This is a genomic window from Flavobacterium terrisoli (assembly GCF_030167905.1).
GTDB classification, from domain to species: domain Bacteria; phylum Bacteroidota; class Bacteroidia; order Flavobacteriales; family Flavobacteriaceae; genus Flavobacterium; species Flavobacterium terrisoli.
This window is the reverse complement of record NZ_JARGNA010000007.1, coordinates 60756-79209: the sequence shown is the minus strand read 5'-3', so window position 1 is coordinate 79209 and position 18454 is coordinate 60756. Positions and strand designations below refer to the sequence as shown.

At 38.1% G+C, this 18454-nt stretch carries 24 protein-coding genes; 13 read left to right on the top strand and 11 right to left on the bottom strand.

Annotated elements, in window-relative coordinates:
* Positions 1-29: 29 nt before the first annotated feature.
* Together P1K33_RS10855 and P1K33_RS10850 are read right to left on the bottom strand one after the other, a co-directional pair.
* Complete coding sequence (locus P1K33_RS10855) at positions 30-572, bottom strand: RNA polymerase sigma factor (protein WP_284652992.1); 543 nt, start codon at positions 570-572, stop codon at positions 30-32.
* Between the two features lie 58 nt (positions 573-630).
* Complete coding sequence (locus tag P1K33_RS10850; protein ID WP_284652991.1) at positions 631-1737, bottom strand: GyrI-like domain-containing protein; 1107 nt, start codon at positions 1735-1737, stop codon at positions 631-633.
* 94 nt (positions 1738-1831) lie between these two features.
* Between P1K33_RS10850 and P1K33_RS10845 the strand changes: the two genes are divergently transcribed.
* Positions 1832-3442: a class I SAM-dependent methyltransferase gene (locus tag P1K33_RS10845; RefSeq protein ID WP_284652990.1), complete on the top strand. Its 1611-nt coding sequence runs from the start codon at positions 1832-1834 to the stop codon at positions 3440-3442.
* 57 nt (positions 3443-3499) lie between these two features.
* Positions 3500-3811: a GIY-YIG nuclease family protein gene (locus P1K33_RS10840; protein WP_284652989.1), complete on the top strand. Its 312-nt coding sequence runs from the start codon at positions 3500-3502 to the stop codon at positions 3809-3811.
* Between the two features lie 57 nt (positions 3812-3868).
* On the opposite strand, the gene P1K33_RS10835 is transcribed toward P1K33_RS10840, so the two are convergent.
* Positions 3869-4057 carry a hypothetical protein gene (locus P1K33_RS10835; RefSeq protein ID WP_284652988.1) on the bottom strand — a complete coding sequence of 63 codons (189 nt, stop codon included), beginning with the start codon at positions 4055-4057 and terminating at the stop codon, positions 3869-3871.
* A 77-nt stretch (positions 4058-4134) separates the two neighbouring features.
* Between P1K33_RS10835 and P1K33_RS10830 the strand changes: the two genes are divergently transcribed.
* Positions 4135-4518, top strand: coding sequence for a pyrophosphohydrolase domain-containing protein (locus P1K33_RS10830; protein WP_284652987.1), 384 nt, complete (start codon positions 4135-4137; stop codon positions 4516-4518).
* Positions 4519-4523: 5 nt separating this feature from the next.
* On the opposite strand, the gene P1K33_RS10825 is transcribed toward P1K33_RS10830, so the two are convergent.
* On the bottom strand, positions 4524-4898 hold the full coding sequence (locus P1K33_RS10825) for a hypothetical protein (RefSeq protein ID WP_284652986.1): 375 nt from the start codon (positions 4896-4898) through the stop codon (positions 4524-4526).
* A 153-nt stretch (positions 4899-5051) separates the two neighbouring features.
* Positions 5052-6119: a branched-chain amino acid aminotransferase gene (locus P1K33_RS10820; protein ID WP_284652985.1), complete on the bottom strand. Its 1068-nt coding sequence runs from the start codon at positions 6117-6119 to the stop codon at positions 5052-5054.
* Positions 6120-6400: 281 nt separating this feature from the next.
* Here P1K33_RS10820 and P1K33_RS10815 point away from each other — a divergent pair, with 281 nt between their 5' ends.
* From P1K33_RS10815 to P1K33_RS10790, 6 genes are all read left to right on the top strand, one after another.
* A complete protein-coding gene (locus P1K33_RS10815; RefSeq protein ID WP_284652984.1) occupies positions 6401-6895 on the top strand; it encodes a DUF4920 domain-containing protein in 495 nt (164 codons plus the stop codon).
* 4 nt (positions 6896-6899) lie between these two features.
* Positions 6900-7358 carry a hypothetical protein gene (locus P1K33_RS10810; RefSeq protein WP_284652983.1) on the top strand — a complete coding sequence of 153 codons (459 nt, stop codon included), beginning with the start codon at positions 6900-6902 and terminating at the stop codon, positions 7356-7358.
* A gap of 2 nt (positions 7359-7360) precedes the next feature.
* Complete coding sequence (gene mnmC2 / locus P1K33_RS10805; protein ID WP_284652982.1) at positions 7361-8053, top strand: tRNA (5-methylaminomethyl-2-thiouridine)(34)-methyltransferase MnmC2; 693 nt, start codon at positions 7361-7363, stop codon at positions 8051-8053.
* A 118-nt stretch (positions 8054-8171) separates the two neighbouring features.
* Positions 8172-8366: a hypothetical protein gene (locus tag P1K33_RS10800; protein WP_284652981.1), complete on the top strand. Its 195-nt coding sequence runs from the start codon at positions 8172-8174 to the stop codon at positions 8364-8366.
* Positions 8367-8474: 108 nt separating this feature from the next.
* Positions 8475-8690, top strand: coding sequence for a hypothetical protein (locus P1K33_RS10795; RefSeq protein ID WP_284652980.1), 216 nt, complete (start codon positions 8475-8477; stop codon positions 8688-8690).
* A gap of 148 nt (positions 8691-8838) precedes the next feature.
* A complete protein-coding gene (locus tag P1K33_RS10790; protein ID WP_284652979.1) occupies positions 8839-9033 on the top strand; it encodes a hypothetical protein in 195 nt (64 codons plus the stop codon).
* 33 nt (positions 9034-9066) lie between these two features.
* Here P1K33_RS10790 and P1K33_RS10785 read toward each other — a convergent pair whose 3' ends face one another.
* Positions 9067-10008, bottom strand: a complete 942-nt coding sequence (locus P1K33_RS10785) for a LysR substrate-binding domain-containing protein (RefSeq protein WP_284652978.1) — start codon at positions 10006-10008, stop codon at positions 9067-9069.
* Positions 10009-10154: 146 nt separating this feature from the next.
* Here P1K33_RS10785 and P1K33_RS10780 point away from each other — a divergent pair, with 146 nt between their 5' ends.
* From P1K33_RS10780 to can, 4 genes are all read left to right on the top strand, one after another.
* On the top strand, positions 10155-10439 hold the full coding sequence (locus P1K33_RS10780) for a hypothetical protein (protein ID WP_284652977.1): 285 nt from the start codon (positions 10155-10157) through the stop codon (positions 10437-10439).
* Between the two features lie 59 nt (positions 10440-10498).
* Entirely contained in the window at positions 10499-12136 is a 1638-nt protein-coding gene (locus tag P1K33_RS10775) for a SulP family inorganic anion transporter (RefSeq protein WP_284652976.1), read from the top strand.
* An 11-nt stretch (positions 12137-12147) separates the two neighbouring features.
* On the top strand, positions 12148-12831 hold the full coding sequence (locus P1K33_RS10770) for a carbonic anhydrase family protein (RefSeq protein WP_284652975.1): 684 nt from the start codon (positions 12148-12150) through the stop codon (positions 12829-12831).
* Positions 12832-12893: 62 nt separating this feature from the next.
* Entirely contained in the window at positions 12894-13535 is a 642-nt protein-coding gene (can, locus tag P1K33_RS10765; protein ID WP_284652974.1) for a carbonate dehydratase, read from the top strand.
* A 53-nt stretch (positions 13536-13588) separates the two neighbouring features.
* On the opposite strand, the gene P1K33_RS10760 is transcribed toward can, so the two are convergent.
* The 5 genes from P1K33_RS10760 to P1K33_RS10740 form a co-directional block, all read right to left on the bottom strand.
* The gene (locus P1K33_RS10760) at positions 13589-14785 is read right to left on the bottom strand and encodes an LETM1-related biofilm-associated protein (protein ID WP_284652973.1); all 1197 of its coding nucleotides are present in this window, start codon (positions 14783-14785) and stop codon (positions 13589-13591) included.
* A gap of 73 nt (positions 14786-14858) precedes the next feature.
* A complete protein-coding gene (locus tag P1K33_RS10755) occupies positions 14859-15434 on the bottom strand; it encodes a YdeI/OmpD-associated family protein (RefSeq protein ID WP_284652972.1) in 576 nt (191 codons plus the stop codon).
* Between the two features lie 6 nt (positions 15435-15440).
* Positions 15441-15968 carry a superoxide dismutase family protein gene (locus P1K33_RS10750; RefSeq protein WP_284652971.1) on the bottom strand — a complete coding sequence of 176 codons (528 nt, stop codon included), beginning with the start codon at positions 15966-15968 and terminating at the stop codon, positions 15441-15443.
* Positions 15969-16038: 70 nt separating this feature from the next.
* Positions 16039-16563, bottom strand: coding sequence for a DUF8685 domain-containing protein (locus P1K33_RS10745; RefSeq protein ID WP_284652970.1), 525 nt, complete (start codon positions 16561-16563; stop codon positions 16039-16041).
* Positions 16564-16657: 94 nt separating this feature from the next.
* On the bottom strand, positions 16658-18448 hold the full coding sequence (locus P1K33_RS10740; protein ID WP_284652969.1) for an acyl-CoA dehydrogenase FadE: 1791 nt from the start codon (positions 18446-18448) through the stop codon (positions 16658-16660).
* Positions 18449-18454: the final 6 nt, after the last annotated feature.

Below are 18454 nucleotides of genomic sequence, written 5' to 3'. Positions count from 1 at the left end.
ATCTTTTGACAAATTTAAGGCTATAAGGTTTAATTGGCATTCATAAATTCTTCAATTTTTTTTACGGCATGATGGTAAGATGCTTTTAGCGCACCAACCGACGTTCCTAAAATCTCCGACATGTCTTCGTATTTTATTTCTTCAAAATATTTCATTTTAAAAACCAATTGTTGCTTCTCGGGCAGAAGTGTTATCGCCTTTTGAAGCTTTAACTGAATTTCGTCTCCGTCAAAATAAGTATCGGCTTTTAAATTGTCCACGATTTTGGTTTGCAATGCTTCGCTTGTGGTACCGTTTCGTTTGGCTTTCTGGTTGATAAACGTAATGGCTTCATTGGTCGCGATGCGATACATCCAGGAAAACAACTTGCTGTCACCCTTAAAATCCTTTAAATACTGAAAGACTTTGACAAAAGTGTTTTGCAGCACATCATCGGCATCATCGTGATTGAGTACAATGTTGCGAATGTGATTGTATAAAGGCCTTTGGTAATCCCGCAAGAGCTTTTGAAACGCCATATTCTGCGTTTTCGGATCTAATAGTTCCCGAATGAAATCCTTTTCTTCTTGCAAAGCGACAATTTAACTGTTGGAATAAAGATAACCCAAAAGGTTTAATCCAATCAAAAAATTAAGGTGTTTCTGTTGGTGTAGTAGTTGTTCCTGCTGGTTCAGCTGCCGGAGTTGTTGGCAAAGTAAATGTTGGTTGCGCTACCGGAGCTTTCGGGAAAACCGGAATGTGAATTTCGGTTACCCATTTTGATGGTTGCTTGATATGATCGATGGTTTTGATATAGACTTCCGTATATTTTCCGGCTAAATTTTCCTTGTACCCATTATCGGTAATGTACTTTCTGGCTTTTGCCCAGGCTTCTTGCGTATGCGAATAATCACCGGTCAAGGTAGTTTTCAGACAAGTAAAAGGGACAATTTCTCCCGACGTAACATCGCTGCCTGAAGCCACAAAAACCTGTTTGGTTGTTGGCACACAAACCGAGAAAGTCACAATATCATTGGCCGCATCATAACGTTCATATTGTACAAACGGTTTTCCGGCCATGGTCAATTGGTTTTTTTTAAAGAAATGAACCATACGCGGCATAATGATTTTGATGTTTTTGGACAGGCTTTTAATTTTACAGGAAACAGTTTGCTTTAGGCAAAATCCGGAACTGCGCTGTACTATGCCATTGACTTTTATCGAATAGGTCTTCATCTCATAATCCAAGGTCTTATCAAGATTTCTCAAACTTTTTTCAAAAGCATCAGACAAAATTCCGGTAATGCCACCGCTGAAGAAAGTATTTATTTTGGTGAACACATCCATTTTTCCTTTGCTGTGTATGGTCACTTTGGTTCCGCCGGTAGTGTCTTTGAAAGTCAGATGGAAAGTTGCCGTGGTTCCGTTGAAATTTCCTTTTTGGACCAAACTGTCATTTTCTTTGACAAAATAGGTTTTGATATAACCTTCATCATCTGCTGCCTTCCAGGAGAAATTGGCACCCGAGCCCATGGTTTTTCCGGGATAATTAAAGGTAATTCCGTGGTCTTTGGTCATCCACGAACCAAAAGTTTCCCAGTTTCTGTAATCATTAACATAGTCAAAAACGATACTTTTCGGACTATGGATGACCATGCTTTTGGAAACTTCAAAATCGCCTTTCTGAGTGGCAACATAAACCGTTACACCTATAAAAGCCAATAATATTAGTAGGAATATATATTTAAGAATTCTCATTCGTCGATTTTTTGGTGACACAAAGTTAACATAAAACATTTAACTTTTGATATATACAGATTGAGTATATTTGTTAGAATTCAAAGCACAATTTATGAAAACCAAAAGTGAACTACGAGGGATACTGTTTAGGCATTTAGACGGCATAACGACTGCTCCGGCTGCTTATGCGATTTATAAAAAAGGTGTTTTGGATTATATCCAGCAAAAGAGGGAAGTGACGCTTTCAGAATTGCTTACTGAATTCAAGGCTAATGATGGTTATCTCAATGTTGCGCTTCGCGTGTTGGCTTCCCAGGGTTGGCTGAATCAAAAAGTCGACAACCAAAATGATGAAGTAACTTTTAGCATTAATGATAAAAGCGAATTGGCTTTTTCATTGATTCCGCTTTATGAAGATGTCTTTAAGCTGATGCAGTTTACGGAGCATTTCCATCCGCGCAAGTTTGAAGTGGAACCTTTTGAAATGCTCAATGATTTGTTCCGAAAATACAAATCCAACTATGGCATTCAATTTTCAGATGACATCAAAGTGCGTTCCGTTCAGGAACAGGTTTTATATCATATCGAAGGAAATTTGGTCGGGCCAACCATTGTAATGCTCGGAATGACTGGTATGTTTCATAAGTACTTTATGGAAACGTCTTTCCGTCCGGAAGAGTTTCACAAGAAGCCAGAATGTTTCGCAGCAATTTTAGATTTCCTGACGCATTTGGATTGGTTTACCAAAAAAGGCGAGCATTATCAATTTACGGAAACCGGTTTGTTTTATGCCAAAAGAGCTGCGGCTTATGGCGTGACAGTTTCTTATATTCCAACATTGCGCAAACTCGACGAACTCATTTTTGGCGATGCTTCGATACTGAGAAATGTGGGCGAACACGAAACCGAATTGCATGTCGACAGGGAAATGAACGTTTGGGGAAGCGGTGGCGCCCATGCCGAATATTTTAAGATCGTTGATGAAATCATCATCGAATTGTTCAACCGACCAATAGCTGAACAACCCAATGGAATCTTAGATATGGGTTGTGGCAACGGCGCTTTTTTGGAACATATTTTTGATGTGATTGAACGCCAAACCAAACGTGGCAGAATGCTCGATGAACATCCGCTGTTTATGGTAGGCGTAGATTATAACGAAGCCGCATTGAAAGTCACGCGTGCCAACTTGATCAAAGCCGATATTTGGGCGAAAGTGATTTGGGGCGATATTGGCCGACCACAATTGTTGGCCGATACTTTAAAGGAAGATTACAACATCGATTTGAAGGAATTGCTCAATGTGAGAACCTTTCTCGATCACAACCGCATTTGGTCAGAGCCAAAGGCTAAAACGCCCAACCGAATCAGCACTTCAACCGGTGCGTTTGCCCATCGCGGGAAAAAGATTTCGAATAATGAGGTCGAAGACAATCTGTTGGAACACTTGTTGAAATGGTCACCGTTTGTCAATAAATTTGGCTTGCTGATTATAGAACTGCACACAATTGCACCCGAACTCACCGCCAAGAATATCGGAAGAACAGCTGCTACCGCTTATGATGCCACGCATGGCTTTTCAGACCAGTATATTGTTGAGATTGAAGTATTACACAAAATTGCTGCCGAAGCCGGTTTGTTTTCAGATGACAAAGTCTTTACCCGATTCCCAGACTCGGAATTGGCGACGGTAAGTGTGAATCTTTTTACAGGGAAAGCTTAGTGAATAGTATTGTCATGCTGACGAAGGAAGCATCTCAAACTTGTAATTATCCTAAATATGATAGAATTTCAGGAAGGTTATCATACTTATTACATTTATATATTAACTAATAAAACTAAAACAGTTTTATATACCGGAGTGACTAATCATTTAAGAATCAGATTAGAACAGCACAAGGAATCTTTAAATACTAATTCGTTCACGGCAAAATACAACGTACATTTTTTATTGTACTATGAAAAATTCACTTGGATACAATCAGCCATTGCTCGTGAAAGTGAAATCAAAGGTTGGAAAAGAGAAAGGAAAATGGAACTCATCAAAACGATGAATCCGGAGTTAAATTTCTTAAACCATTTGTTTGAATAAGGATAAGATGAGATGCTTCCTGCGTCAGCATGACAAAGTAACGCAATGAAAATTTGCCTAATGCTTCATCGTCACTTTTATCACAAATAACAGCGCGATAAAAAGAATGAACGCAATGAGGATTTTATAACTTCCTTTATAAACCTTATTGTGTAAGGCTTTGTCTTTGCCATAAGCAAAATATGTAGCGATTACAAAAGTGACAAAAAACAACGCCGCGAAAATCCATTGACCAGTTGTGAACATTTATTCCAAATTTTCAACAAATTTACTCAAATGTATTGTAAAGTTATAACTTGCATCATCAATTAATTTCAACTACAATGCAAAAACAAATCAACGCAGTAAAAGAGTTTCACACCGCATTCGGATTGGGCGTAAGCCATGACATGAAAGGTGATTTAGGCGAACAAAAAAATATGCTTCGCTTTAATCTGATGAAAGAGGAAAACGAAGAATACCTCGAAGCGGTTCAGCAAAATGATTTAACCGAAATAGCCGATGCGCTGGGAGATATGCTGTATATTCTTTGTGGAACCATATTGGAACACGGCCTGCAACACAAAATCGAAGAAGTCTTTGACGAAATCCAACGCAGCAATATGAGCAAACTGGGTGAAGACGGCAAACCGATTTACCGCGAAGACGGCAAAGTGATGAAAGGGCCAAATTATTTCAAGCCAAGTTTTGAGGAGATTTTGAGGTAAATGGTTCAATAGCCACCGCGCCATCTTCTTCTTTCCATTTTAATGATATAAAAAAGTACTGATAAGCACAAGATTAAATAAATAGGCATCCCTAATAAAAAAACCAAATCCTGAGCCGGCATTGAAGCAGCCAAAAATGTTCCGATTAAATTTAAGACGCTAAAAATAAGTAGTGATATTCTAAGAAATTTATTTCGCTTCAGTAAATTCAGAAACCAAGCTAAAGTAAAAAAGAGGTAAGATGCGAAAGCCAAAAAATCTTCCCAGATATAGGCAATTTCCCAACATTCTTTTTCAGGTTTGTTTTCATAGGGAATATAAACTTCATAAATAGGAATAAACAGCATTGACAGGAACAAAAGGGAAATTATATATTTCATCTCTTCTTAGATTTAAGAATGTTATTACTATCACTGCTAACTAATTTACGGGGAAACCATTATTTACTCTAGTAAAAATAAGAAAAATTTTCATAAAAAAACTCCGGGTTTCCCCAGAGTTCTATTACTGTAAACTGTGACTGAATACTGAGACTAAATCTTCACCGTCCAACCAAAAGTATCTTCAGCCAGTTTGTATTGAATTTTAGTCAGTTTGTCTTTTAATTCCAAAGCGATGGAGTTTTCCAGTTTTGGCAACTCATAATAAACGTCCTTGTATTGGAATCCAACGATAGGATTTACTACCGCAGCAGTTCCGGCACCAAAGATTTCCTTCAGGCTTCCGTCTTTTGCGGCATTAACCAATTCTTCTACCAATACCGAACGCACTTCAACCTTAATGCCTTCGCGTTTCGCCAGGTCGATTAAGCTTTTACGTGTTACACCATCCAGAATTCTTTCGCTGGTTGGCGCCGTATATAAAGTGTCGTTGATTCTGAAGAATACATTCATTGTTCCTGCTTCTTCCAGTTTGGTATGCGTGGCATCGTCAGTCCAAATGATTTGCTGGAATCCTTTTTCCTGAGCCAGTTTTTGTGGGTAGAATTGCGCCGAATAATTTCCGGCTGCTTTTGCCGCTCCGATTCCGCCATTGGCCGCACGGCTGAAATGTTCCGCGATGATTACTTTTACTTCACCTGAATAATAGGCACGGGCAGGAGAAAGGATAATCATAAAACGGTATTGTGTTGATGGTTGTGCGATAACGCCCGAACCAATCGCAATCATAAACGGTCTGATGTATAAAGTATTCCCCAAACCTTTTTTTACCCAGTCTTTTTCTAAGTCTACGATGGCTTTTAAGCCGCCGATAAAGATTTCTTCCGGAACTTCAGGCATCGCCATTCTCTTGGCTGATTTGTTGAAACGGATTAAATTTTCATCCGGTCTGAACAACCAAACATCATCATTTTCGTCTTTATAAGCTTTCATTCCTTCAAAGATGGCCTGGCCATAATGAAAGACTTTGGCAGACGGATCAATCAGGAATGGTTCGTAAGGTTTGATAACGGGTTTTTGCCATTTTCCTTCTCTGAAATCACAGACTAACATGTGGTCGGTGAAGGTGTTTCCAAAGGCAAGGTTTTCGAAATCGACGGCATCAATTTTAGTAGAAGAAGCTCTAACTATATCGATTTCGGAAGGAGTTTTTAACATCATTTAATATCAAGTTTAACAAAGAATCAACGTGTAATAAATTGATTTTCAATTAATTGTGTTAATTTCTTTAAAATTATAAGTTGTGTTGTTAGTTTTTTGTAAAACTATATAAAAATATGATTGGTTTTAACACTCTTAAAAATTATTGATTGCTTTTTTTGAAATTCTCCTTTCACAGGTATTTTTAGTCTTAAATTTTCATTAAATCGCGAAATTAATTGCCATAATATTATGTGAAATTGTTAATCTGATTACTTTTGTAATTCTAAAAATAATTAAACATGAAAAAAATAAATTTACTTCTTATTGCTATCGTATTATTTGTGGGTAGCAACGTAATGGCGCAATCAAAAGCAAAAGCATTTGACGCTAAGGATTATGCCTTGTTTGGTGAAAAGTTCAAAGTGTCGAAAATTTTGACCAAAGACCAAATGCTTAAGAAATATAAAAACCTTAAAAAAGGAGATACCATCAACGTACAGTTTGTATCAAACATCAAATCGGTTTGTAAAAAGAAAGGTTGTTGGATGAAAATGGAATTGGCCGGCGATGACAATTCATTTGTGAAATTTAAGGATTACAGTTTCTTTGTGCCTTTGAATGCCGATAACAGTCAGGCGATTGTTAACGGGAAAGCATTTGTAGATGTGGTTTCTGTTGACGAATTAAAGCATTATGCGAAAGACGGCGGAAAGTCGGCAGCAGAGATTGCCAAAATCACTAAACCTGAAGTGACTTATTCCTTCATGGCTGATGGTGTTTACATCAAAAAGTAAGGGAATGAAAAAAGTAATCGTAATCATTCTGGTTGTTATTTTTCTGGTGCTGAGTATTATCTCCTGTCAAAAGAAGGAAGCCAAAGCCGCGGAAGAAAAATGTGACCCCAAAAAAGAAAAGAAACTGGAAATGTACCAGATGTCGGAAATGGCCGCGTTGATGGAACAAATGTATGTGGACAATAAGCGATTGAAAGAACGCATTCAAAATGGCGATACGATTGGTCAGTTTCCGCAACATTTCTTAAAGATCCACAAAGCCGTAATGACCGATGAATCGGAAAACGATGCTTTTTTCAAGGAACAGGCTGCGAAATTTATCAAAGCCCAGGAAATGATTTATAAAGATCCAAAGAACGCTAAGGAACATTTTAATACCGGTGTGGATGCTTGCATCCAATGTCACCAGCAAAAATGCGGTGGACCGATTCCGAGGATTAAAAAGTTATACATTAAAGAGTAATTTTGAAACGCGAAATTATTCAGACACAAGATGGTTCCACCACGATTCATTTACCGGAATGGAATGAAAGTTATCATTCCAAACACGGTGCGATTCAGGAAGCCTATCACGTATTTATAAAGAATGGATTTTCTCTCTTTGTGGGGCACGACCCTCAGCGAATTGGCGAAGCAAAATCCATTTCCATTTTGGAGATTGGTTTTGGCACCGGATTGAATGCTTTTATCACCTATCTGGAAGCCAAAAATCAGACGGTGGATTATGTTGGAGTAGAAGCCTATCCCGTTGCTTTGGAAGAAGCTTTGCAGATGAATTATGCCAAGGAAATTAACCCGGCCGAAAGTGCAGTTTTTGAACTTTTGCACCAATCCAATTGGGAAGAAAAACAGCCGATTTCTGAAAATTTCACGTTAACCAAATGCAAGCAGTTCTTTCAGGATATCAATGACAGCGGTGCTTACGACCTAATTTACTTTGATGCTTTTGGCTTTAGGGTGCAACCCGAGTTGTGGTCAGAAGCGATATTCGAAGCGATGTATAAGGCATTAAAACCCAATGGCGTTCTGGTGACTTATGCCTGCCGGACATCCATCAAAAATGCAATGTTATCCGCAGGATTTTCTGTAGAAAAACTACCTGGCGCTCCGGGCAAAAGAGAGATGTTGCGCGCCATTAAAGGAGTCATTAAAAATTAACTTTTTTTGTAGTTATTTTTAACTACATTTTCTATCGACGAGATTATTTTTTATATAAATTTGATGAAATAATTATTCGTTCTTATCTAATTCCAACCCAAAAAATTAAATACTGTCTATGTCTAAAACAATGTTAGACCACACTAAGTCAGTGTTAAAAAGAGTAAGTTTTGATGTTGAGCTTTTTGGTAAAGAGCTTGCTAAAGCCTATCGGTTCTTATTGCCGTATGAACTTGAAGAGTTGACCAGTTGGTTGCTGAAATTTACAGAAGAAAAACCAGAACTTAGACAATGTATCTTAAATGTTAATTAATAAAAACTAAAGGAGCTTAAACGGCTCCTTTTTTTATTATAAGTAGGGAAACTAATGATGAGATTGTTTCGTAAATAGTATATAAAAAGTTTTTTAAATTTCACTATTATGGGGCGAATGAATTTTGATTATACAAAATCTTCCATTGTAAAGATTTGTAACAACAAGGAGCTTTTTCGAAAAGAACTAATAAAAGCGTCCAAAACGCTATTACCTCACGAAAAAGAAAATCTGATTAACTGGTTATTTTTCTTTACGGCAGACAAACCTGAACTGCAAAAATGGTTTTGGGAATTATTAGAGAAAGATGTATTGGTAAGTTAAAACTGAATAAAAATTATAAAAAATGCATTTCATCGATTATTATAGTACTTTAACGATAAGTTTTAACATAATTTGTTGTTGATAAACATTTTTTATTTTACTTTTACTCAACGTTCTTACAATAAGATAACCCCAAATCTTAACAGTTATGCCTAGAATGATCTACGATTACACTAAATCCGTACTCGAAAGAGTAAGTTTTGACCCGATCCTTTTTGCGAAGGAATTAAAAAAAGCCGTAAAAAATTTACTGCCTTATGAAATTGAACAGTTGAAAAAATGGCTTAATTTTTTTACCAATGAACATCCGGAACTAAAAGATTGTTTATCTGTAGTTAGTTAACAGAAGAAAATAAGGAGTTGGTGCAACAGCTCCTTATTTTTTTTGCAGTGGACTGATAATTTCCACATTCTGAAAAGTGATTGCGCCTTTGATTACCCCTGAAATAGTGCTTCTCAAGGCATCAATGATATGAATTTTCAATTCGTTCTTTGGAAAAATCAAACTCACTTCTCTTGCCGGTTTTGGCTCCACAAAATGTTTGAGTTTTAAAACATCTTTGGCAGGTAAATCCAAAGTATGCAGATAAGGAAGCAATGTTGTTCCCAATCCTTCATCGGCAAGTTTTATCAATGTTTCAAAGCTTCCGCTTTCTATCTGGAAACTGGTTCTTTCTTCATTATGTAAGCTCTTGCACAAATTCAAAATACCATCTCTAAAACAATGTCCGTCCTGCAATAAAAGGATTTCGTTGATGTTTAGATCACTGATTTCAATTTCTTTTTTGTGAAACGACTGGTGATTTTCCGGTATGTAAGCTACGAATGGTTCGTAATACAACACAATCTCTTTGATTTTCTCGTCTTCCAATGGCGTTACCGCAATCGCCGCATCCAGATGTCCATTCTTTAGTTTGGTAATGATTTCTGCCGTATTCAGCTCTTCGATGACCAATTTTACTTTTGGATATTTTTTGATGAAATTATTCAGGAACATAGGCAATAACGTCGGCATCACAGTTGGAATGATTGCCAAACGGAATTCACCGCCGATAAACCCTTTTTGCTGATCAACAATATCCTGAATCCTGTCGGCTTCATTGACAATATTTTTCGACTGATTGACAATTTTCTGGCCAATCTCCGTCAGTTGAATCGGTTTCTTGGTCCGGTCAAAAATCTGAATCTCCAGTTCTTCTTCAATTTTCTGAATCTGCATGCTCAGCGTAGGTTGCGTCACAAAACATTTTTCTGCAGCCAGCGTGAAATTTTTGTGTTCGGCTACCGCCAAAACGTATTTAAGTTGTGTAATAGTCATTTATAGTAAAATTTGATACAAATATAAAAACTATAAATTAAACCTATAGTCCTGAGGCATTGATATTTCCATTTTTAAGATTTAAATTTCTGTTAAATTTTTTGCTCTGTCTTTTTAAAAATCCAATGAATGCCTATTTTTGCGGTATGAGAATCATTGCAAGCTTCATATTGATTATGTTTGTTGCTTTTCTTTCAACGCCAACTGTGGTGACCTTGATAAAGAAAAGTACTGACATTTCTATGTTTTATAGTTTCGCTGAAGAAGAAATTCACAAAGACTTAAAAGAGGTAAAAGCGGTAAAGCAATGTTTTGATTATCCTTTTACAGAGTTAGAATTAAATACTGATTCCAAAATTATTTCAGAGAATTTATCACGACACGATAATGCTGCTGAAGAAATCTTCTCACCACCGCCTGAATTGGTTTAATGCATCCGTTATGGTTTCGCCTGCGCGAAGCTCTTTATGTATTAAATTAATTTATAGGTATGACAAAAAAAATCAATCTTTTTGCAAACCTTAAATCTGATTTTGCATCAGGTTTAGTGGTTTTCTTAGTGGCATTGCCATTGTGTTTAGGTATTGCATTGGCTTCCGGTGCGCCACTATTTTCAGGTATTATCGCCGGAGTTATCGGCGGAATTGTAGTAGGTTATCTCAGTAAATCCCACGTGAGTGTTTCCGGACCTGCAGCGGGTTTGACGGCTATAGTTTTAACGGCCATAACCGATTTAGGAGCATTCAATATATTCCTGACCGCTGTTTTGTTAGCGGGTATTATCCAATTGACCTTAGGCTTTTTAAAGGCCGGAAGTATCTCTAATTTTTTCCCGAATAATGTTATCGAAGGAATGTTGGCCGGTATCGGTGTGATTATTATTTTAAAGCAAATACCCCATGTTTTTGGTTTGGATAAAGATTATTTTGGAGATTTTAATTTCTTTCAAAGTGATGGTAAGAATACGATTTCTGAGATTATCGATATTCCAAACAACCTGATGATAGGATCCCTTTTTATTGCGGCTGTTTCCTTGTTGGTCTTGATTGTTTGGCCTAAAATAGGTTTTTTGAAGAAGTTGAAAATTTTCCCTCCGGCATTGGGAGCAGTGGTGATTAGTGTGGTTTTAAATGAGATTTTCATCAGTATGGGAAGCTCTTTGGCTGTAGCCAAAATCCACTTGGTAAGCCTTCCGATTCCTGAGAATTGGGAAGATTTCAAAAATATTATCATAACACCTGATTTCTCGGCTGTTTTAAATGGTAAAGTTTGGATTGTAGCGGTGACCATTGCGGTCGTAGCTTCCATAGAAACCTTATTGTGTATTGAGGCTGCCGATAGAATGGATGTTCAAAAAAGATATACGGATACCAATGTCGAATTGAAGGCTCAGGGAATTGGAAATATTATCAGTTCATTGCTTGGCGGATTGCCAATGACTTCGGTTGTAGTAAGAACTTCAGCCAATAATGACGCAGGAGCCAAGTCAAAGATGTCGGCAATTATTCACGGCTTGCTTTTGCTGATTAGTGTGTTGACCATTCCGGCTTTGTTGAATAAAATTCCATTGGCAACACTTGCTGCAGTATTGTTGATGGTTGGGTATAAACTGGCCAATCCAAAAACCATTACCCATTTTTGGAAAAAAGATAAAGTTTACCAATTCATCCCTTTCATACTGACATTTGTGGCCGTTGTATTTACCGATTTGCTCAAAGGAGTTGCACTAGGTATGATAGTTAATATTATTTTTGTATTGATTGGAAATTCAAAAAGAGCTTACAAATTCAGTAAAGAGCAGTACCATGAAGGCGATGTTATCCACCTTGAATTGGCACAGGAAGTTTCCTTTTTGAACAAATCGGCTATTAAAAAGATATTGAATGAACTGCCGGAGAATTCAAAGATTATTATCAATGCTACCGATACGGTCTACATTGCCCATGATATTATAGATTTGATTCGTGAATTCAAAGCGACTCGGGCAGTTGATGAAAACATTAAGGTTAAATTGAAAGGTTTCAAAAAAGCATACCAACTTGAAAACACGGATAATTTTAAAAATCCGGTAACTGTCGAACTAAAGTATGATATCATGAAACGTAAAATGATAAGTATAGAAAAATAAAAATTCAAATTATGAAGACACTAAATAAAGAATTACAGGCATCAATCACACCCAGAAAAGCGCTGGAAATATTAAAAAATGGAAATAATCGTTTTGTAACCAACTTGCAGGAACACCGCAATCTGCTCGAACAGGTCAATGACACCCGAGATGGACAATGGCCATTTGCCACTATCCTGAGTTGTATTGACAGCAGAACTTCGGCCGAACTTATTTTTGACCAAGGATTGGGCGATATTTTTTCGGTGCGCATTGCCGGTAATATCGTGAATACAGACATATTAGGCAGTATGGAGTTTGCGTGTAAGGTGGCAGGTTCCAAATTAATCGTGGTGTTAGGTCACTCCAAGTGTGGCGCTGTAAAAGGCGCTTGCGATCACGTTGAAATGGGTAACCTTACCGAATTGCTGTCCAAAATACAACCGGCAGTTTATCAGGAAAAGGAAACCGCTGATAACCGCAATGCTTCAAACCCTATATTTGTTGAGAATGTAGCCGAAATTAATGTAAAACGCAATGTAAAAAATATCATCGAGCGTAGTTTTATTTTGGAACAAATGATTGAAAATGGGGAAATTGGTATAGTAGGAGGGATGCACAATATTGAAACCGGTGAAGTGACCTTTTATGAAGACAGCCAATACATCAAGGATGAATTGAATCCCGATTTTTCAGTAACAGAATTGAGACATTGATTGCATTTAGCATAAACCTTAACTGCTTTTTTTATTTACTATATTTGACGTAAATTTTTACTATGGACAATTTTTATAAAAAAATACTCGATAACAACAAAAAATGGGTAGAGTCACAATTGGCTCTCGACAAAGATTACTTCAAAGATTTAGCTAAAGGACAAAATCCGCCGTTATTGTGGATTGGCTGCTCCGATAGCCGAGTACCCGCGAATGAAATTATCGGCGCCAAACCCGGAGAAGTTTTTGTACACAGAAACATCGCCAATATGGTGATTCATAGTGATATGAATATGTTGAGCGTTCTGGATTATGCTGTCAATGTTTTGAAAGTAAGACACGTCATTGTATGTGGTCATTATGGCTGCGGAGGTGTAAAAGCAGCGATGGGCAATCAATCCATCGGGTTGATTGACAACTGGATTCGCCATATTAAAGATATTTACCGTCTGCATGAAGACTATTTGAACTCTTTTGAGAACGAAGACGAACGTTTCAACAAGTTTGTTGAAATCAATGCCCAGGAGCAAGTTTTTGATTTGGCTAAAACTTCTATCGTTCAAGCGGCCTGGAGAAGCGGACAAGAGCTAACATTGCACGGTTGGACCTACGGTCTGAATTCAGGTTATGTAACGGATTTAGGTGTAAATATGAGTTCGAATCACGATTTGGATGAAGTATACCGATTGAAGTTTACGAATTAGAATACCGATTTAATACATAAAGAAAAAGCAACCGATTCAGGTTGCTTTTTTTATTAGTCTTCTATGTTTTCATTAAATGCCGAAGGCAGCATTTTTGGAATAAACTTAATCAGTATAGGTAGGAGCAAACCACCGCCGGGCAATAGGAATATCGTTAAAGACGGAATGGTTTTGCAGATGTCGAGCATTTGCCTTTTCATTTTTTTCTTTTCTTCCTTGTCTAAATCTTTATGGGTTGATTTCGCCAAAAGCTGCATCAGTTCCTTGCTTTGCGAAATCTCCTTGAGCAATCTTGATTTGTTTCGATTGATTAATACAACTACGCTTTCGGTCGTTTGATCGTAGAAATGTTTCACCGGATTGGTGAAGTTGAAATACGGAATTTCCTTTTTGTATTTTACGATAAAGCTGTTGATGAAATCAATGCTTTCCAAAATGAAAATATCAGAAATGCTAATGATTTCACCCAATTTGTAAAGGAAATAACGCTCTTCATTTTCTACTTTTTCATCACTCCATAAACTAATACCTGCCAAATCAATAACATAGTATTTTTCAAGGTCATTGCGAAGGTAACTTAAATCTAAACTCTCAATGGAAGTAGAGGTTGTTATTGAAAATTTATTGTAACGAACAGACGATTCAAAAAGCTTCAATAACAAATCATCGTGTTGAGAAATTCCGGTTTTGGCTTTTAGCGAAAGCGAAATAATGCTGATAACAATGTCTTCAATTTTATTGGAATATTTTTCGGGAACACTTCCTTTTTCCAAATGTTGCTTGAATGCTAAAACATCAATAAACAAAAGGGCATTGGTGATGACATGGGAAAAGTTTTTACTAAACATATCCTCATTGGTCTGCACACGGTCATGAATGATTTTCTCCAGTTTGCTCGAAGGCGAACTTGATTCCAACATCTTTTTCAAAGGATTAAAACCTTTCGGAATCATCGAGTTGTAAAAGGAAACTGCTTCGGCTATAAAATCCCCAAAATCATCATTCTGTCTGCTCAAGCGATACATTTGGTACAGTGTGTTGAGCATTCCGATTTTTGATATTTCCTGAGGAAGCCGGTCTGTGGTTTCTATCGCAATAGAAGTATCAAAGCTTACGATATGGCCAAAAATAAATCCTGTCTTTCTGGTTCGGATGTAGAAATCAGTTTCGTTTTCAGGAAACGAATGCTTCGACAGGCTTTGCTCTGCAAAAAACTTGTCTATCCAACCGTGAATTGAAGGGTTAATCATTTTGACCTGCTTTTGGGTAGCACAAAACTAAAGCATTTTTTGCAAGCGGCAAGTAATGATTTTGTTATGAATTTTAAAAATTTCCCCGCGTTTTGATATTTTGTTCGCAAAGCTTAACGATTTCAGCGATTCTGGATTTGCGGGTTTCTTCTCTTTTGGCTTGGTTCAACCAGTACAGATAGCTTTTCCGATAGGACGGACTGAACTTGTTGTAGTTTTCAAAAGCGGTTTTATTCTGTTCAAAAGCCAGCGTCAAGTCTTCGGGCATAATATGATTTTCCACATGGTCCAAGGATTCCCAGGAGCCATTTTGTTTGGCAATTTCAATCTTGCGCAAACCGCTTTCATGCATTAAGTTTTCTGCGATGAGTTTTTCGATATAGGTTTTGTTGAGTTTGCTCCAGACACTTTTGTCCTTTCGTGGCGTAAACATTTGACGTCGGCGTTCGTCGTCCAATCGTTTTACCGTAGAATCAATCCAGCCATAGCAAATCGCCACTTGAACGGCTTCTTCCCACCGCATACTTTCCTTGTCACTGTCGACCCTGTAAAAAATGAGATAAACGCCTGTTGACGAATTGTGGTTGTCATGCAGCCATTCTCGCCATTCCTGAGCATTCTTAAAGTATAAATGTTCTTTCTCTTCCAAAGATGATTATTTTATTAAAGCGGTACAGGCAACACGCGCACCGGCATTTCCGGTGGGTTGAGTCACAAAATCATCCGGTTTGTCGTGTACGATTAAACCTTTTCCTAAAATATCTTTGGTTTGATCGCCACAGCCAATGCACCATTCATCGGTTTTGAACAATACGGTGGCATTGCCATCTACATCAGCGGTAAAGTTTCCAATATCACCTTTATGGTATTCCGCATCGCCCCATTTTCCGTGTTTTTTGAAGGTTGGGTTCCAATGTCCGCCGGTTGATGTAGCATCAGCAGCGGAACAGTCTGATTTCTCATGAATGTGAATGGCATGAACACCCGGTTTCAATCCGGATAGTTTAGCGGTTAGCGTCACTTCTCCGTTTTTTTCAGTGAATGCCGCTGTTCCTTTTACATTGCTACCACTTTTGGATTCAAAAGTTACGTTCAGAGTTTTGTTTTTGTCATTGGAAGACGAACTTTTACAACCGAATATCAGCAAACCAACGGCTAAAATCCCTAAGACTATTTTTTTCATCAGCAGTTTTTTTTAGAATGATAAAATTACACAATTCGTCAGAGGTATTTCTTTAAAATTAGGTTAAAGTTTATTTGGTTTTTTCGCCCACGAAATAATCATTCTGCGACTTGAACAATACGTTGAAAGTGGTCAAACTACCATAAATACGGGTGATGTATTGTTGCAATTCTACTTTTTCAATTTCTTCTAAATTGCTGGCATTGATTTTTTGTTCCATCACGCGCAAACGGTCACGAAGCATCACGATTTTGTGAAAGAAAGTATCGATGGGCACATCCTTGGCAGCCAATCCGGCTTGTCCAGGTTCGAGTTTCATATTGCCGCCTTTCCATTTGTCGCCAATGGCCACCGGTTCGCCTAGGCCGTTCCATTTCTTTAATATGGAAAGTAAACTTTGTTCGACGTCGTAAAAACTAACTGTGTCTACTTCATTTTCGGCGTGTTCAATGACTTCAAATTCGCTGTCGATGTCGATGGTTTCCAAACCGTTTTCTATAAACGTTACCCAGTAGTCTTTGGATGATACATTGGTTACTACGCCTTTGCCATATTCGGCGTGATTGATTCTTGAGCCTATTCCTAAAAGTTTCATAAGTGATTTTTTAAAGGACTAAAATAGTAATTTGAGTCGAATAAAAAAACCACCTGAAAAAGGTGGTTCTCAAAACAATTAACTTAACTAAAATTTAGAAACAATAACTATTTTCCGCCACTAACTTAGAGGTAATAGTTTCTCTTAACCCAACGATGTTTGGCATGTTGGTATATTTTGTAAATCGGCGTAATCCCATGAGCATCATGCGTTGTTCATCGCCTTCGGCAAAAGAGATAATGCTTTCTTTTCCTTTTTGAGTCACAACATCTACTGCTTTGTATAAGTATAACTTAGCCATGGCAATCTGTTCTTTTACTTTATCTTCACCTTCCTTTTTAGCCAACTTTTCTGTTCTCAAAATTGTGCTTTCTGCAAAGTAGATTTCGATTAGCATATCGGCAGCAGCCATCAATAATTGTTGGTGTGCATCCAAGTCCATTCCGTATTTTTGAACCGCAGCTCCGGCCACCATTAAAAAGGCTTTCTTAAGCTTGGCTATCATTTCTTTTTCCTCTGAAAACAATTCCGAATAATCAGGCGTGTCGAATGAAGGAATGCCCATCAGTTCTTCCTGAACTTTCATCGCCGGGCCTAATAAATCCACATGGCCTTTCATTGCTTTTTTGATTAGCATTCCTACCGAAAGCATGCGATTGATTTCGTTTGTTCCTTCATAGATTCGGGCAATTCGGGCATCACGCCAGGCGCTTTCCATTGGGGTGTCTTCTGAGAATCCCATACCGCCATAGATTTGGATTCCTTCGTCAGCACAATTTTGTACGTCTTCAGAAACGGCTACTTTTAGAATCGAACATTCGATAGCAAATTCTTCTACGCCTTTTAATTCGGCTTCCTGATGGCTTGCGCCTTCGGCTTCGCGTAATTTGATTCGGGTTTCAATGTCTTTGGCAGCGCGATATGTAGCACTTTCTCCGGCATAAGCGGATGTCGCCATTTCGGCCAATTTATAGCGGATAGCGCCGAAACTTGAAATTGGGGTGTCAAACTGGATTCTTTCATTGGCATAATTTACCGCATTGGAAGTTACGCGGCGTTGGGCATCCAAACAAGCAGCAGCCAATTTGATACGACCCACATTCAGGGCATTCATCGCAATTTTAAAACCTTCGCCACGACCGGCCAACATATTTTCTACCGGTACTTTGGTATCAGCAAAGAAAACCTGACGGGTAGAAGAAGCGCGAATGCCCAGTTTGTGTTCTTCCTCATTCATCGTGATTCCGTTGCTTGGATCATTTTCTACAATGAAACCGGTGATGTTTTTGTCATCTTCAATACGGGCAAACACGATGAATACCGAGCAGAAACCTGCATTGGAAATCCACATTTTTTGTCCGGTGATGTTGTAATGTTTCCCATCTGCAGATAAAACCGCTTTGGTTTTTCCGGAGTTGGCATCAGAACCTGCGCCTGGTTCAGTTAAACAATAAGCACCAAACCATTCGCCTGAAGCGAGTTTAGGAACATATTTTTGTTTTTGTTCTTCGGTTCCGTATAAGGTAATCGGCATCGTCCCAATTCCGGTGTGCGCACCAAAAGCGGTTGAAAACGAACCGGTAGCGCCCGAAATATAATCACAAACCAAACAAGTATCTACGAATCCCATTCCCATTCCGCCATAAGCTTCAGGAACAGCAACGCTCAGGAAGCCCATTTCTCCGGCTTTGCGCATTACCTCTTCAGTAAACTTATAGTCTTTATTTTCGAATCTGTCTTTGTTTGGCCATATTTCTTTATCGACAAATTCCTTAACAGAATCGCGCATCATGATTTGTTCTTCCGAGAAATCTTCCGGGGTGAAGATGTCTTCGCACTTGGTTTCTTTTACGAGGAATTGACCTCCTCTTGTTATATCGCTCATGGCTTT

Coding starts and splice junctions, on each gene's coding strand:
- P1K33_RS10850 (WP_284652991.1), bottom strand. CDS start 1,737: ATGAGAATTCTTAAATATATATTCCTACTAATATTATTGGCTTTTATA.
- P1K33_RS10845 (WP_284652990.1), top strand. CDS start 1,832: ATGAAAACCAAAAGTGAACTACGAGGGATACTGTTTAGGCATTTAGAC.
- P1K33_RS10840 (WP_284652989.1), top strand. CDS start 3,500: ATGATAGAATTTCAGGAAGGTTATCATACTTATTACATTTATATATTA.
- P1K33_RS10835 (WP_284652988.1), bottom strand. CDS start 4,057: ATGTTCACAACTGGTCAATGGATTTTCGCGGCGTTGTTTTTTGTCACT.
- P1K33_RS10830 (WP_284652987.1), top strand. CDS start 4,135: ATGCAAAAACAAATCAACGCAGTAAAAGAGTTTCACACCGCATTCGGA.
- P1K33_RS10825 (WP_284652986.1), bottom strand. CDS start 4,898: ATGAAATATATAATTTCCCTTTTGTTCCTGTCAATGCTGTTTATTCCT.
- P1K33_RS10820 (WP_284652985.1), bottom strand. CDS start 6,119: ATGATGTTAAAAACTCCTTCCGAAATCGATATAGTTAGAGCTTCTTCT.
- P1K33_RS10815 (WP_284652984.1), top strand. CDS start 6,401: ATGAAAAAAATAAATTTACTTCTTATTGCTATCGTATTATTTGTGGGT.
- P1K33_RS10810 (WP_284652983.1), top strand. CDS start 6,900: ATGAAAAAAGTAATCGTAATCATTCTGGTTGTTATTTTTCTGGTGCTG.
- P1K33_RS10800 (WP_284652981.1), top strand. CDS start 8,172: ATGTCTAAAACAATGTTAGACCACACTAAGTCAGTGTTAAAAAGAGTA.
- P1K33_RS10795 (WP_284652980.1), top strand. CDS start 8,475: ATGGGGCGAATGAATTTTGATTATACAAAATCTTCCATTGTAAAGATT.
- P1K33_RS10790 (WP_284652979.1), top strand. CDS start 8,839: ATGCCTAGAATGATCTACGATTACACTAAATCCGTACTCGAAAGAGTA.
- P1K33_RS10785 (WP_284652978.1), bottom strand. CDS start 10,008: ATGACTATTACACAACTTAAATACGTTTTGGCGGTAGCCGAACACAAA.
- P1K33_RS10780 (WP_284652977.1), top strand. CDS start 10,155: ATGAGAATCATTGCAAGCTTCATATTGATTATGTTTGTTGCTTTTCTT.
- P1K33_RS10775 (WP_284652976.1), top strand. CDS start 10,499: ATGACAAAAAAAATCAATCTTTTTGCAAACCTTAAATCTGATTTTGCA.
- P1K33_RS10770 (WP_284652975.1), top strand. CDS start 12,148: ATGAAGACACTAAATAAAGAATTACAGGCATCAATCACACCCAGAAAA.
- can (WP_284652974.1), top strand. CDS start 12,894: ATGGACAATTTTTATAAAAAAATACTCGATAACAACAAAAAATGGGTA.
- P1K33_RS10760 (WP_284652973.1), bottom strand. CDS start 14,785: ATGATTAACCCTTCAATTCACGGTTGGATAGACAAGTTTTTTGCAGAG.
- P1K33_RS10750 (WP_284652971.1), bottom strand. CDS start 15,968: ATGAAAAAAATAGTCTTAGGGATTTTAGCCGTTGGTTTGCTGATATTC.
- P1K33_RS10745 (WP_284652970.1), bottom strand. CDS start 16,563: ATGAAACTTTTAGGAATAGGCTCAAGAATCAATCACGCCGAATATGGC.
- P1K33_RS10740 (WP_284652969.1), bottom strand. CDS start 18,448: ATGAGCGATATAACAAGAGGAGGTCAATTCCTCGTAAAAGAAACCAAG.